The sequence below is a fragment of the Acetobacter fabarum genome (assembly GCF_040702925.2).
Taxonomy (GTDB): Bacteria; Pseudomonadota; Alphaproteobacteria; order Acetobacterales; family Acetobacteraceae; genus Acetobacter; species Acetobacter fabarum_B.
Map to the genome: position 1 here is coordinate 1 of NZ_JBFCXX020000027.1, position 14809 is coordinate 14809.

11 protein-coding genes are annotated in these 14809 nt (G+C 53.0%); 7 read left to right on the forward strand and 4 right to left on the reverse strand.

Annotation, left to right across the window (positions count from 1 at the left end):
* Positions 1-53: 53 nt before the first annotated feature.
* From AB2L51_RS13600 to AB2L51_RS13610, 3 genes are all read left to right on the forward strand, one after another.
* On the forward strand, positions 54-635 hold the full coding sequence (locus AB2L51_RS13600) for a TSUP family transporter (protein WP_395582799.1): 582 nt from the start codon (positions 54-56) through the stop codon (positions 633-635).
* 328 nt (positions 636-963) lie between these two features.
* On the forward strand, positions 964-1227 hold the full coding sequence (locus AB2L51_RS13605) for a hypothetical protein (protein ID WP_395582798.1): 264 nt from the start codon (positions 964-966) through the stop codon (positions 1225-1227).
* A gap of 136 nt (positions 1228-1363) precedes the next feature.
* Positions 1364-2077, forward strand: a complete 714-nt coding sequence (locus tag AB2L51_RS13610; RefSeq protein WP_395582797.1) for a VIT1/CCC1 transporter family protein — start codon at positions 1364-1366, stop codon at positions 2075-2077.
* A gap of 210 nt (positions 2078-2287) precedes the next feature.
* Here AB2L51_RS13610 and AB2L51_RS13615 read toward each other — a convergent pair whose 3' ends face one another.
* Together AB2L51_RS13615 and AB2L51_RS13620 are read right to left on the reverse strand one after the other, a co-directional pair.
* Positions 2288-2653 (reverse strand): type II toxin-antitoxin system PemK/MazF family toxin, encoded by a 366-nt coding sequence (locus tag AB2L51_RS13615; RefSeq protein WP_395582796.1) that lies wholly within the window; start codon positions 2651-2653, stop codon positions 2288-2290.
* Positions 2654-2712: 59 nt separating this feature from the next.
* The gene (locus AB2L51_RS13620) at positions 2713-4359 is read right to left on the reverse strand and encodes a flagellin (RefSeq protein WP_395582795.1); all 1647 of its coding nucleotides are present in this window, start codon (positions 4357-4359) and stop codon (positions 2713-2715) included.
* An 84-nt stretch (positions 4360-4443) separates the two neighbouring features.
* Here AB2L51_RS13620 and AB2L51_RS13625 point away from each other — a divergent pair, with 84 nt between their 5' ends.
* Both AB2L51_RS13625 and AB2L51_RS13630 read left to right on the forward strand, forming a co-directional pair.
* A complete protein-coding gene (locus AB2L51_RS13625; protein ID WP_395582794.1) occupies positions 4444-5022 on the forward strand; it encodes a recombinase family protein in 579 nt (192 codons plus the stop codon).
* 280 nt (positions 5023-5302) lie between these two features.
* Positions 5303-5671 carry a hypothetical protein gene (locus AB2L51_RS13630; RefSeq protein WP_400922375.1) on the forward strand — a complete coding sequence of 123 codons (369 nt, stop codon included), beginning with the start codon at positions 5303-5305 and terminating at the stop codon, positions 5669-5671.
* A gap of 231 nt (positions 5672-5902) precedes the next feature.
* On the opposite strand, the gene AB2L51_RS13635 is transcribed toward AB2L51_RS13630, so the two are convergent.
* Together AB2L51_RS13635 and AB2L51_RS13640 are read right to left on the reverse strand one after the other, a co-directional pair.
* Entirely contained in the window at positions 5903-6502 is a 600-nt protein-coding gene (locus AB2L51_RS13635) for a DUF3828 domain-containing protein (RefSeq protein WP_395582792.1), read from the reverse strand.
* Positions 6503-6953: 451 nt separating this feature from the next.
* Entirely contained in the window at positions 6954-7412 is a 459-nt protein-coding gene (locus AB2L51_RS13640; protein WP_475557845.1) for a DUF1493 family protein, read from the reverse strand.
* A 157-nt stretch (positions 7413-7569) separates the two neighbouring features.
* On the opposite strand from AB2L51_RS13640, the gene AB2L51_RS13645 reads away from it, so the two are divergent.
* The gene (locus AB2L51_RS13645) at positions 7570-12651 is read left to right on the forward strand and encodes an alpha-2-macroglobulin family protein (protein WP_395582790.1); all 5082 of its coding nucleotides are present in this window, start codon (positions 7570-7572) and stop codon (positions 12649-12651) included.
* The gene (locus AB2L51_RS13650) at positions 12648-14666 is read left to right on the forward strand and encodes a transglycosylase domain-containing protein (protein WP_395582789.1); all 2019 of its coding nucleotides are present in this window, start codon (positions 12648-12650) and stop codon (positions 14664-14666) included. The genes AB2L51_RS13645 and AB2L51_RS13650 overlap by 4 nt, the downstream gene beginning before the upstream one ends.
* Positions 14667-14809 lie beyond the last annotated feature (143 nt).

The following is a 14809-nucleotide window of genomic DNA, read 5'->3' on the forward strand; positions in this document are numbered from 1 at the left end:
CAGAACCTTCAATGCCAGCCTACTGCCCCTAAAATCGGGCAAAGACGTCTGTAATTCATGGTTCTTCGAACCCTCCAGGTCTTGGCGTCTGGGCTCTGAGCTGTATGAACCCGGCTTATCTTTCCCTCCTTCTGGGCCTGTTCCTTATGGGGAACCTACCGCTTCTTTTTCGTAAACCCACTCGTAGCCGCGCTATTGCAACAGTTCCCGTTGCAAAACTGTATATGCTGGGGGCCGTGGCTGGTTTCATATCCGGTTTTACGGGAGCCGTTGGTCTGGTTTTTAACGGGTGCTATCACCGGCTGGGTCTGCGGAAGGAAGAAATTATTGCAACCCGTGCAGCCAACGAAATCTTGCTACATCTGCTCAAAATCATTCTTTACGCTGCGTTTGGCCTGTTCAGTGCCCATGCAATTGTTGCAGGGTTTGCCGTGGCAATGGCCGCAATCCTGTCTTCCATGGGCATGAAGTACCTTCTGCCTTACCTGCATGACCGCCTGTTCCACCATATTGGTCAGGCAGCCACGGTGATAGCCGGCATCATGATGGTAATTATCGCCGGTGAGCAGATTGCACAACAGAAGAACATTACTATTCATTTCGTCCATGCAAATGAGGAAAATGAAAGAGATTAACCAACTGTTTCGTTGCCCTGTCGTACCATGGAAGGATAACTGGTAAATGTGTATTTGCTGATTCAAAATGTCAGTATTTTTCTGACTCGCGCAGTTCTACTCTTAGTTTCCGGGCTCTTAACCATGTTGACGGCACTTTGTTCAGGTTCGTGTCATGTTTGCATGATACGATTAGCGGGATGAAAGACAAATCCAGTATTTTCGCAACGCGGCAGGATAAACTGACAATTTTTTTCAACGGAGGAGTGCAGTCATTATCGTAGTGCAGTTTGCAACTGCGACTGTATGGAGACTGTTTCAGAATCCGCTGCACCATCAAATCGTGGTCATGCATTTGACAGCAGGAATGGTCCTGAGCGTTCTGTTCCTCGTTCGGCTGTTGTGGCGTCTGGGGGGGCAGCGTATTCGTGCCGCTGATCGCTGGTTTGATTCCATGCTGGCTGGGAGTGTGGCATATAGCCTGTATGGACTGGTCATGCTGGAAATCCAGCTCGGTTATTTGTGGCGGTGGGGTAATGGGCAACTCATGGGTTTCCTGTCCGGTCAGATCATGCCACCTTTTGGTAAATTTTTCGCATCAACCATGAACTGACTATACGGGTTATATCAATGGAATGATTGACTGATTATCTTGCTGACGACAGGTTATGTGCTGGCCACATATTTTCATGACTTTACTCTCATAGATAATGTTTTTTAAAGAATGCTTGTGATAGAGGATCATTCCGATGCATACAGAAAGTAATATACCGGCATACATCAAGGAAAACCACGTAACATCCCGACTGGGGTGGTTACGTGCCACTGTTCTGGGGGCCAATGACGGGATCCTGTCAACATCCAGCCTGATTATTGGCGTTGCCAGCGCTCATGCAACACAGGCCAGCATTCTGCTGGCTGGAATTTCCAGCCTTGTGGCTGGAGCCATGTCTATGGCGGCTGGAGAATATGTATCCGTCAGTTCACAGGCAGATTCAGAAAAAGCAGACCTGAACCGTGAGAAAAAAGAGCTTAGTAACAGTTGGGATGCCGAAGTCAATGAACTGGCCAGCATATACCGTCAGCGCGGGTTGGATGATGCTCTGGCGCACGAGGTCGCCCTCCAGTTAATGAAGCACGATGCACTGGGATCTCACGCGCGGGATGAACTTGGCATTTTCGAAGCAACAGCCGCACGCCCGGTGCAGGCTGCTTTTGCATCCGCAGGTGCGTTCTCATCCGGCGCCATACTGCCTGTGCTGGCTGCGTTGATGTCTCCAGCAAACATAGTCTCGTGGACTGTATCAGCCGTATCCCTGATAAGCCTTGCTGTGCTCGGGATTGTCGGGGCACGCGCTGGTGGTGCTTCCCCTTGGCGTCCGGCAATGCGGATCCTGTTCTGGGGCATTGTAGCTATGATTGTCACTGCTGGCATCGGGAAGATGTTTGGTGTGCGGGCTTGAGGTTTTCTGGTACTTCATCGATCTTGTTTAAAATGCGATGGGTTTCCTACTCTCTGTCATCCGTTCAGTCCTGGATGTGGCACATAAGGAGTGTACTGTCTGGTGAGCTATGCAGGGTGTTCCCCATTTTTTGGGGAAATGGATGGATACGATGCTAACATTCAGTGAGTTGCAGGCATTGTCCGTCTGAACTGGTGACACAGGGTCAAATTAACTAAGGGCGAGGCTTATTTTAATTGCCTGATCTACTTTTTCCATAACGTGTTCCGGTAATCTGGAGATCACGACAGATATACGGTTTTTGTCGATAGTTCTAATTTGTCCACACTCAATTACTGAGTCATGACCATTGTTCCCTCGCTCTTTTGATGTGACTGGTACTTGTATTGGTAGGTTTTTATTTTGGTTATGATCGGTCAATGGGACAATAATTGTCATGGGGGAGAATTTGTTTCCCACATCATTCTGTACTATGAGGCAGACAATATCTTTTCCATCCCGCTCTGTTCCAAGAGCCCCCTTTAGATTGGCCAGTACGATATCACCACGGCGGAGAGTGTTTAAATTAAGAGACATATTCAACGCTTTGCAAAAAATTATGGACCTTGCTGATGCAAGGCCCATAACCCTTTAGATTACTGGAAGAGAGACAGAATGTTCTGAGACTGACCATTCGCAATTGTCAGTGATTTGATGGCCAAAGACTGTTTGGTTTGCAGGGAGGTCAGTTTTGCGCTTTCGGCGGCCATGTCGGCATCAGTCAGTGCACTCACACCGTTTGTCACAGCATCTGTGAGGGAGGACGTATAGGTGCTCAGGCCAGACAGCGTGTTGCTGTAGTTGCCAAGGTTCTGCATGACGGAACTCATGTTGGTGATGGCAGACTGAATGGCAGAAACGGCGGTTGTTACCCCCCCTTTAATCCCAACAGCTATCTGGTCGGCAGCGGAGCCGTTCGTGGCTGTAATTGGTGTAGTCATTAAGGGAGTTCCGGAAGGTGCTACGTCGGCATCAGACGTGACGCCTGTTTCAGTGCCCCCTACAACACTGATCGTGCCAGCGGCAGAACCGGGAACTGTGTAGGTTAATGTAGAACCACTGGCTGTTAGACCTGTAATACGCGCATCTGCGAGGGCTTTAGCAACATCGGTGGCACTTGCATTCGTAGCAACGACAATTCCAATGTTGCTACCGCTTCCCCCATTGGTCTTGCCGTCGGCACTCAAATTTGTAGCATCACTTACAAGTTCATAGGTCTTGCCTCCGATTGTGAAAATATCACCGCCTTTTTCAGGGGCGTCACTCCCATCGCCGACAGCAAACGTTGTGCCTGAAAGAGTAAATGTCTGAGATGTAGATTTACCGACAAGGGTGCCAGTAACATCGGTTGCTGGGTTAGTTCCTCCTGTATAGACGGCAATGGAATTGTCGCTGTTGAGAGAAGAGTTGACGCCAGCGCCATTCATGGAACTGACCAAAGCTGATAGAGCATTTTTGGTCGAAAAACCGCTATCGAGGCTAACTGCGATATTTGTTGCAGTGGAAACACTTGCACCACTTTGTACAAATTCAAAAGTTTTTCCACCAATCGTAACAGTTGAACCTGCGGTGGTACCGTTACCTAACAAAATCTCATTAGACGTCAGATGACCAGTCTTCAGTTCGGCAACATTGTTTTCATTAAGAGATGAAAAAATATTCTGTGTGGAATCTGCCGCGCTACTCCCGGAAGCGGATTTGCTTGTAAGGCCCAGAGCATCCACCAGAGTTGTGTTGGAGCCAGACATTGTTTTGAAAGTCTGTGTCTGCCCTTGCACATTCGCAAGAGTCTGCAAGGTCGTGCCATTGTAAGCATTCACAGCGTCGCTCCCGCTGGTCAGCAGGTTGACACCAGAGAACGTAGCGTTGCGCGCATACGAGTTAATGCTATCAAGTGTGCTCAAAATCTGGGTAGCCATGGCGCTGGCGTCAGTTCCGGTCTGGCCAGCTGTGGTGACTGTATTCTGCAAAGTTTGCAGAGAAGATAAAATTTTATTACCGGCAGTATTGGCGGTAGCAACAACCTGAGCACCAAGAGAGAGAGAATCAGATACGGCCGTCATTCCCTGTAAATTGCCGTTCATCTGTGCAGCAATAGAGTAAATGGCCGGGCTATCGGCAGCGTTATCAACTTTTTTACCGGTGGAAACCGTGTTTTCTGTTTTGCTCAATTCCGTCTGCGTAGCATTCAGTGCTTCAAGAGCGACCAGAGACGATGAGTTGTTGTTGATCGAGAGTGACATTTTCGAACCTAACCTCTAGGTTTCGAAACACTTCGGCCAACGGCAGAAAATCGTTTGTGTATTGTCGTAAAAGGTTGTCACGAGATGCTTTATGGATATGCGCGTGTTTCCACTTCGAGAAAGGATGAGGAAGGGGTTTTTGTTCAGACAACATCGTCTCAAATTGAAGCATTGGTAAATTCTGGAGTAAATTTATCAAATATTTTTGAAGATAGGGTATCTGGAAAAGAAAAAAATCGTCCAGGTTTGAATGCAATGCTTGAAAAAGTTCAATCTGGAGATGTAATTATAGTCTGGAAGCTTGATAGACTAGGGAGATCGGTACGAAATCTTTTGGAATTGGCAGAAATTCTTAAATCAAAAAGTGTGACAATCCGCTCTATAAGTGATGGCATAGATACTGGTGGTGCCTTGGGTGGTTTTTTGATGACCATTCTGGGTGCAGTGGCGGAATTGGAACGTGAAACGATAGTGGAACGTGTAAAGTCAGGTTTACAGGCAGCTAGAAACCGTGGAATTCAGGTCGGTCGTAAACGGGCATTGTCTCCTCAAGCCTGTAAAGAGATCCGAAATTCTATTATATATGGAGAGAAGGTGTCCGATATTGCCAGGCGTTATAAGGTTAGTAGGGCAACTGTATATCGTTCTATTGAGAGAGCTTAGATTTTCACTTGATTCCTGCATGCGAACATGAAGGGAAAGATACACCAGAAAAAGGAACGTAATTTTTTCAGGCTGAAAATATTTTCTTTTTATTAACCTTCTGATAACCATTCACGTCTAATTCTCAAGGTGTTGCAAAAACTAGGGTTTTATTTCTCAATCACCAAAAGAGAATCAAAATGAAGTACCTTGTTATTGACAACGATTTTTTCAGAATCTTGTAAAATCACTCGGATACACCGGCAATATATCGGGGCTATCCGATTTGCAAAAAGAGAGCATGGTTGCAGAGGTAGAAAGCACGTTGACAGCCATCAAAGATTCTTATGGGGCGGATGAAATTATTGGAACGTACACTTTTTTTAAAGAGGCAATACAAGATAGAAGCGATGTGCCAAGTTACGCCAGAGATTACGTGGCGAAGCAACTTGAGAGCAACAATTTTATTGAACAGGCATTATCTTCTTATGACGAAGCCAATTCCGGCAACTTACGTCAGGGGGCGATCCAGAAAAGGAAAGTATTTCGTCATTCATTTCGAATCTGTCGCATTAATATTCTGCCGTCGTTTTACTGGATGATCGAAGCTTTGACTTGTCTAGCAAACTTCCAGCAGGAACCGACGTCAATTCTCTCGTTCAGTCTCTGAACGATGCGGTTGATAACGAAACGCTGAGTGTTTCTCGGTATGTAGAAGCGTCGAATACGATAAAAGACTCGGTAATCCCTCCTCTTTTTAGTGGGGCTCTGACTGAGAATTCTGGCAGCTTTTGTTAGTTTCTGGGCGGGTGTAAACCCACCGTTCCCCATGAGTGAGCATTTTCTGGACAGGAATTATGATGACATTTTTTAAAAATGACCCACGCCCTTAATCAATTACTCATTTACTCTTACAATCAGGCAGGTCAGTATCAAGAGATGGGTCTACCTGGTAAATCTTCCAGTCATTCCCCTCACGTCGTAATCTGACACATACGGCTTGCGATTCACCAGCCTCTTGCGGAACGCTCATGAAAAGCCGAACAACAGAGTTATTTCGGCTTTTCTCTATCTCTGTGGCCTTCATCCCGGAAATCCATTCCACACTAAAATCCTGCGTATGTGTGAAATAATCACTATCCCCAGCCAAATCACCGTAAACTCCAGCTTTATAAGCATGAATTATTTTTTTATATATCTGGCTTGTAACATAATTTTTTATATCCATGTTACAGAACAAACCATCCAATTCAAGGTTTGGTTTTTCCATAAACGGCTGAGCACATGCAGTCATGTATTTTTGATAAAATTCCAGAACTTCCTGTGCTGGTGTTGTACTCTGGGCATTTGCCCAGAGTGGAAAAAGGATAAAAATACTGAAGGGTAATATTTTATATCCGTTACGGATGCCGGTAAATTTTATATATTGGTTTCTCATTGCGATATACTGGTCCAGGATATAAGTTTTTCTGTTTAAAATCTGATATCCAGATACTATCATCGAACATACATATGTCCATATGAGTGTTCAGCGATAGATTGTATAATTGCAACATTTCCTGCCCGAAATGGCCCTGCGGACAAAACTTCACGAAATCCCGATGCTTTGAGAGATGAACCATAATCCTTCGTATCGTTCGTGTTTGCAAAATGAATGCCTCCCGCGTCGACAACTCACAAACTATACCAAAGGTCCAGTAGCGGGATCACTGGTGTTCTCTGCCAAGAGGTCCGCCAGATCGTATTCAGCGATCGTTGCTGCCCATGCGCGCCAGCACGCTGAACGCGGTCATTGGAACCCGCTCAACAACGGCGACAATGAAATGCGCCACATCGTTAGCCGGAAGCCACGACTTCAGATCAGGCGGAAGAAGATGACGGCTGCCCTAGGCTCAGGTAATGGTGTTAGACCCAAGCACCAACAGAGGCTGCGTGCGCTAACATGGCTATAGTCAGGGGTTAGGATCTGCCTGAGGACGCTTTCTATTCAGAAAGCCAAATAGCAGTGCGCCTATGATTCCGTCACCCTCTTCCGGGAAATATGTTTCGAAATCAAAATTTTGAACACTGATATCAAAGCGCTCAAAGTAACGGTGCATGAGATTTTTAGCGCCGTCGTTGCACATACGAAGATCGCCTCGCAGTGTCGTATTTTCTGTCAATTCACGGGGTTTCGGACCCGGAACTTGTTCAGAAATAAATGACAAGATTTCAGATAGCGCCTCTTCGTAAAATTTTACCATGCCATTTTGTCCTCCGGCTTGACTAAAGCGTTCTAGCATCGAACTGATTTCAGTAACGTCCTGCGTCATGCCGACATAGCCAACAAATGGGATGGTTCGCCCTACCCATGCTCCTGAATGTTTTGTCATAGCAATGCGAAAAGTGAATAACGATTTTCCGGTAACCAATGCCGTTCAACGTCACGCCAGCCGAGGCCGGGTAACATTTTTACGCTGCTATGGACCAAATCCTCGTAACCGCGTAATTTGTGAAACCCGGTCCCCACCAATTCTGGGACTATATTACATCGCGTAATCCAGCATAAACTGTTCAGGGTTCAAGACATTGTCTCTACGCCTTCTGCTTTCTTCCCTGAGCCTTGTTGCCCTTCCGGCTCTGTACCTCGCGCCATGCAGTCGGGTGGCCTCCGCTGAGTCCGCACCTTTCGCGTTCCAGCGCACCTCTCTCGATGCAACAGGCGAACACCCTGAAATCTGCCTGCATTTCAATCAGACCCTGAACGCACGGGAAACAACAACGCTGGCCCATTCGGTCCATCTCTCACCAGAAAGCGCCTTCACGCCGCGTGTTGAGAATGACACATTCTGCCTTGGCAAGCTTGCCTTCGGGCAAAGTTACACAATGAAGGTCGACCCGGATTTTACTTCAGCCGATGGCGAGTATCTCGCCGCCCCCCTCACGCTCAGCGCCCGTTTTGGGCGGCGTGATGCGCGCGTTGGGCTGACAGGAGATGGCTTTATCCTGCCCGGACGCACGACCGGGCACACGCCTGCCCTCGCTATTGAAACTGTTAACGTCTCCACGGTTCGTCTCCACGTCTTTCGGGTCGCCGCATATCAGCAATTTCTCGGCACGGATCATATCGACAGCACACTTCCTGATCTGAACCAGACCAGTTTTGACTCTGGTACGTTCCAGAACCTGCTGGACACGACCATGCGTGAAATCTGGCATGGCACCATGGTTATCGATCATGCTCCAGACCGATCTGTAACAACTGGCTTCCCGCTGGCAGAGACAATTGGCGCAGGACAGAACGGACTTTATCTGGTGACGGTTGAAGACGCCGCAACGCCGCCCGAAAAAAGCCCCGTGGAAACCGCGCTTAAACGTGGGAACATCAACACCGATCTTCTGCAAAGCAAGCCTATTTCTGCCCACTGGGTTAATCTGAGCGACCTTGGCCTGACCATGCTGCGGGGTGATGACGGACTGACAGTCAGCGCCCGTTCCCTGATGAGCGGACAGCCTACTCCTGATGTCACGCTGACACTGCGCGCCCGTGATGGCAGCACTCTGGCAACAGTCACAACGGATGCGAGTGGCCTCGGGCATTTTGATGCTCCCCTGCTCCGTGGTACCATGGCCGACCGCTCCTCGGTCCTGCTGGCCAGCAAGGGAGAGGATTTCGGCTTTCTGCATCTTGACCGGCAATGGTTCGATTTTTCAGAACAGCATCTTGAAGGCGCAGTCAGCCCCTTACAGGGGAACAGTCTCGCACTCGTGCAGCCTGACCGCGGGATCTATCGTCCCGGTGAGAGCGTGCATCTCCTCACTCTTCTGCGTGACCGGGCAGGACAGGCTATTCCAGACGCGCACCCGGTTCTTGTTCTGTACCGTCCCGATATGATGGAAGAACGGCGTATTCCGCTTACAGGTGCGGCAGAGGGCGGCTACGCCACCACCCTGCCCCTGAGCGCCAGCGCACCCACGGGCCTGTGGCGGGCCGATATTCTGCTCGACCCTTCCCTGCCTGCCATCGGTTCGGCCCGTTTCAGCGTTCAGGATTTCGTACCACCCAGTATCGAAGCCAGTTTCAGGCCACCGGCCTCCGCAATCGCCGGACAGACCGTTGTGATTGATGCCTCGGCACGTTTTCTTTACGGCGCGCCCGGTGTGGACCTTAAAAGTGACAGTTCCTACAAACTTGTTCCCGCAACCGATCCAATCCCTGACCACACAGGCTGGGCTTTCGGGTTTGAGAACGAGGAGACACCATCAGCCAGCGGCGACATCACTGCGGCTCCAACCGATCAAGAAGGCCATACGCAACTGACCTTCACGCCGGATATTCCTCAGGACCTTACCCGGCCGCTCGCCCTTGATATACGTGCCGGTTTTCTTGACCCCATGGGGCGGCGCGTAGGGGAACACCTTACAATTCCCGTACGCCGCACCGCACCGCTGATCGGCCTCCATGTCGCGACAGATGCCTCCTCCAGCATGGGCAGTGCTGTTATCCCCATCGATCTTGCAGCTTTCGCGCCTGACAACAGTCCGGTTGCCATCGGCAAAATTCACTGGACCCTGTCACGCGTCAACCATATCTATAACTGGTCCCACACGCCCGACAATGGCTGGACCTTCAGCAGCCACACCGTGGACGTACCCATGCGCTCGGGCGATCTTGCAACAGATGCCAAAGGCACAGCGCGGATTACCCCAACGCTGGACTGGGGCGAATATCGCCTGAGTGCTGTCCCGAGCGAAAGTGGCGGCGTAACAGGCAGTTCACTCCGCTTTCAGGTCGGATGGGGTGGAAGCGGTGATGCCAGCACACCGGACCATCTGCCGCTCAGCGTGCGCGATACCCATATCATGTCAGGCGGCAGCACGGTCATCCACATTGGTGGTGGTTTTGCCGGGCAGGCCCAGATAACACTTGCAACAGACCGTGTGCTGAACACACGCTTTGTGGACGTTCCGCAAGAAGGGCTGGACGTGCCCGTCACCGCCACACCGGACTGGCATTCCGGCGCCTATGCACTGGTCACACTCTATCGCCCCCTCAACAGCCCCTCCGGCCTGCGCCCGCATGACCCCGTGCGGGCGGTTGGTGTCACATGGATTGGTGTCAATCAGGACACACATCGGCTGAACGTAACGCTTGATGTGCCCGGCACGGTCACACCGCGCCGTCGCGTCACCATTCCCGTGACAGTTCAGGCCAGTCAGGGTCTCCCGGTGGGGCATGTGCAGGTCGCGGTGTCCGCGGTCGATCAGGGTATTCTCAACCTCACGCATTTCACGCCGCTCAACCTGTTTGATGCCCTTTACGGTCGCCCCCGTCTTGGACTGGACATGCTGGACAACTACGGGTCCCTTCTGCTCAGTGATGCGAAAAATGGCCAGATCCGTTCTGGGGGGGATGCAGCGTCAAACGGCAGCCGCGCGGACGGCCCGCCCGTGCGGACAACGGAAAGCGTCGCACTGTTCGATGGTCCGGTCGCACTCGACAGCACCGGGCACGGCACGCTCTCGTTCGATGTGCCGGATTTTGACGGCCAGCTTCACCTGATGGCCTCAGCCTGGAGCAAAGATGCCGTTGGCAACGCACAGGCAGACATCACTACACGAGACCCGGTTTTCCCCGACCTGGGATTGCCACGCTTCCTCGCACCAGGAGATACGGCACAGGCACAGGTCTCCATCATCAATGTTGATGCGCCATCTGCACCTTACGAGGTCCAGATCACCACGGATGGGCCGCTCCGTGTTCTCGGCTCCGGCACACTCAGCGCCCCTGTCAAACCCGGTGAGCGCGCTGACCTGCGTGTTGCGCTGGCAGCCCCACCCACCCTGCCGGACCGTACCGCCATTGCGCATATCCATCTCACATTGCGCCGATCCGGCTCATCAAAAGCGCTGCTGACGCGCAGCTGGCCCATCGGCATCAGGCTGGCGCATGTTCCGCTGACCGTCAGCCGGACGGCACCGCTCACCCCCGGTAGCCACAAGACATGGGACCGCACGGAACTGGCGGGCTTCAACCCGGCAGACGCGCGGATAACCCTCAACATCTCCGCATCGGACGGCCTTGATACAGTCGGGTTGCAAGAATCCCTGCAATCCAGCGTCTGGGGAGATTCTGATACACTGGCGGCTCAGGCCCGTGCGCTGCTGCAACAAGGCAACCCGGCCTCCTCCGAGACTCACGACCATAGCGACACTCCGGGTCAATCCATCCAGTCAGCCATCAATACGCTTTTTGATCGCCAGAACCCGTCAGGTGAGATTGGCCAGTGGAACCGCTCCGATGGCCTCAGTCTCCCTGATGATCTGGACTATCTTGCCGATTTCCTGATCCGGGCAAAAGCCGCTGGCTACACCGTGCCGGAGGACCGGCTCGGCCTGCTGCTCGACCATATCGAGAGCGAGCAGCTCCAGTCTCAGAGCGTCGATGATGAAGAGCATGACAGTGAAAGGCAGGCAGAACAGCTGAATACACGCGCTTACGCAGCGTACGTGCTGGCCCGTGCTGGTCGCCTCCACCCTGATGCAATCCATACTCTCGCGGCCTCGCTCGTTGCGCGGCAGGATGGTACCCGTGTCAGCTATGTCTGGGCTGACACGGCAGGCTCCAATGCACAGGCCAATTCTCTGGCCCTTGGACATCTCGCTGTCGCACTCGCAATGGACGATGCACCGGAGGACAACAGCGCGACATCACCAGAAGCACTGCTGGACGCAGCCATCTCGGCCCTCGGACCGCCCCACATCGGAAAGCCGGATCTGTGGGATTACAGATACTGGACCTACGTGCGCGATCTGGCCGGGCTTGCTGCCCTGACCGCCGAAGCGCATGACGACCGGCGCACCCACCTGCTCATCGGGCGGTTTGGCAAGCTGACTCTGTCGCCTGATACGCTGACAACCGCGACCAGAACGGCACTGCTCGAAGCTGCCAGCGCTCTGAACAAGGATACTGATGGGCGGAGCGTGCGTGTGCAGGGGCGCTCTAACGCCACACCGCTGCGCCTGCCGCTTACCTACCCGTTTGATTCCGCCACACTCGGAAAAGGTCTTTCGGTCGAAAATACCGGCAGGAAGATGCTGTTCAGCACCCTGACCGTGCAGGGTGAGCCAGCCGGGAATGTCAAACCTCTCACCAACGGTCTGACACTGGCCATGAAGGGCTTTACCCTGACAGGCCAGCCATTTGACCTGACACACATGCAACAGAATGACCGGTTTATCGTCAGCCTCAAAGGCACGGCCCTCCACCCTGGTCATTATCTGGTGGGCATTACCAGCCTGCTTCCTGCCGGATGGGAAATCGAGAGCATTGTGTCTCCTGAGGATGCCGCATCTGACGATCATGACAGGGACAACGACGACCATGACGGGGACAACACTGAAAACGACCGCGCAGCGCCCCCTTACGCTTTTCTGGGCACACTCAGCGACACCGAACATGCTGCCGCGCTGGATGATCGCTTCAATGCTGCGGTACGCTTTACGACACAGTCTCCAGACCTTGCAGCGCGGGGTTTCCATGTCGCCTACATCGTCCGCGCCATTACGCCGGGTCGCTTCACTCTGCCTGAAGCGATGGTCAGCGCCCGGAGTCTTCCGAGCCTGATGGCTCGTACGGCATCAGGAACTGTCGAGATCACCGCACATTGAGGGCTTCCCGCCGCCTCGTCAGAAACTGTACACTCGGTCTGCTGCTCACCAGCCTCATTCCGGCTGGTCTGCTGGTGGCCGACCGTTTTAATCCGCCAGACCTGCATCGGGCCGAGCAAGCCGCCCTTCTCGTTCAAGCCCGCGACCATACACTGCTTGACGGCCATACAAGCCGCGATGGCTTCTGGCGTCTGCCGGTTGAAAGCCAGGATGTTGACCCGACCTACATAAAACTTCTGATGGTAACGGAAGACCACCGATTTGAAAGCCATCCGGGAGTTGATCCGCAAGCCCTTGCGCGCGCCATCTGGCAGCTGGCCCGACGTGGTCATATTGTCTCGGGTGGTTCCACGCTGGCCATGCAGACAAGCCGCCTCCTTACCCCGCACCGTCATACATGGGGCGGCAAGCTGCGCGATATCCTGCGCGCCCTTCAGCTGGAATGGCGTTTCGGGCGCCGGGGTGTATTGAACCTTTACCTCACGCTGGCTCCTGAAGGCACGAATATCGAAGGCATCCGTGCCGCATCCCTGCTCTATTTCGGGCATGGGCCCAACCATCTGACATCCACCGAGGCCGCGTTTCTTGTGACTTTACCCCGGCGGCCCACCGCACTCCGCCCGGACCGCCACCCTGACGCCTTGCTAAACGCTGCACACCGCACACTGCAACGCGCCACTTCATTACAGCCAGTTGCATGGCCAACACCAGACACACGCGGCGTACCGCATGACGCCCCTGAACTCACCGGCCATTTTCTCAGCGCGGGACGCAATGGCGTAGTGGTGACAACGCTTGATGCAGGACTCCAGCGCAACACACGGCAGGTGCTTGCCAGCCACCCAGCTCCGCTGCGTGGAACCTTTGCTGCACTGATTGTCAACCATGAACGGCAGATCGTTGCATGGGTCGGAGGAGCCGAGCATAAGGCTCCGGGCAATGCGATAGATGCTGTTCTGGCGCCCCGCTCCCCCGGTTCCACACTCAAGCCGTTTGTCTATGGCATGGCGTTCGAAAAAGGCTGGATGACACCCCACACACGTGTGCGCGATAGCCGACTTGCCATTGGCGGCTATGCCCCCAGGGATTTTGACCATGCTTTCCGGGGTGAAACCACTGTGAGTGAAGCCCTTCAGCTTTCACTCAATGTGCCTGCCATTCAGGCGCTGGAGCGGGTTGGCCCCTCCCGGTTCATGGACCGCCTCTCCGCCTGCGGTGTGCGGTTGCGACTGCCCAAAAACCCGGATGGCACACAAAGCACACCGAGCCTCGCGATCGTTCTCGGGGGAACAGGCATCTCACTCCATGACCTGACAATGCTGTACGCAGCACTCGACCATGATGGTCACGTCGCCCCCCTGCATCGTGAACTGGCAGGTCTGAAATCGGCAGGCCCTGCATCCGAGACAGTCCTGCTGTCCAGCAGAGCAAATGCCGACATTCGCACAATCCTGCGGGGTACCGCTCCACCAGCTGGCGTCGCTTCATGGGAGGGAGTTGCCTTCAAGACAGGCACATCCTATGGCAATCGTGACGGATGGGCGATGGCCTCCACCCCGCAGGCAACAGTCGGTGTCTGGGCCGGACGCCCGGACGGCACCGCCTCTCCCGGGCTGACAGGACGGGATACGGCAGGACCTGTGCTGGCAGTTCTCCTCTCTCTGCTTTCTTCACCTCCGCATACATCAGCCCCGCCAGCCAGTGCCCAACTTCATCGTGCTATTGCAGTCCTGTCACCGGCTCTGCGTACCCTGCAACAACGGCAGGCACCGCAGATCATCTTTCCGCGCAATCATTCCGAAATTGAAAGCCGCTCTTCCGGGGGCACGATGCTTCCCGTCGGGTTGGAAGGCTCGGGCGGCCATCCGCCTTATCATTGGTATATCAATGGCATTCCGTTGGATGTGCCGCCCGGTGCGCAACCGTCCTGGACGCCCGATGCACCCGGCTTTGCCCACATCACTCTTGCGGACGCGCAAAACGCCCATGCGACTATTGATATTCGTGTACGGTAAAATGGAACCCTCTTGCCCTATCAATCCATTTTATAACAAGTTTTCCATTTTTCAGCCAATCAGCCTGATATGGGCTAACATCGCTCACTACAATGTCGCAGGTTTCAGAGCGGTCTGGCGTAAACGCTCTATCGAACTTCAGT

Bases quoted from the DNA above. Each gene is read 5' to 3' on its own strand.
- AB2L51_RS13605 (WP_395582798.1), top strand. From the start codon at position 964: ATGCATTTGACAGCAGGAATGGTCCTGAGCGTTCTGTTCCTCGTTCGG.
- AB2L51_RS13610 (WP_395582797.1), top strand. From the start codon at position 1,364: ATGCATACAGAAAGTAATATACCGGCATACATCAAGGAAAACCACGTA.
- AB2L51_RS13615 (WP_395582796.1), bottom strand. From the start codon at position 2,653: ATGTCTCTTAATTTAAACACTCTCCGCCGTGGTGATATCGTACTGGCC.
- AB2L51_RS13620 (WP_395582795.1), bottom strand. From the start codon at position 4,359: ATGTCACTCTCGATCAACAACAACTCATCGTCTCTGGTCGCTCTTGAA.
- AB2L51_RS13625 (WP_395582794.1), top strand. From the start codon at position 4,444: ATGCTTTATGGATATGCGCGTGTTTCCACTTCGAGAAAGGATGAGGAA.
- AB2L51_RS13630 (WP_400922375.1), top strand. From the start codon at position 5,303: ATGGTTGCAGAGGTAGAAAGCACGTTGACAGCCATCAAAGATTCTTAT.
- AB2L51_RS13635 (WP_395582792.1), bottom strand. From the start codon at position 6,502: ATGATAGTATCTGGATATCAGATTTTAAACAGAAAAACTTATATCCTG.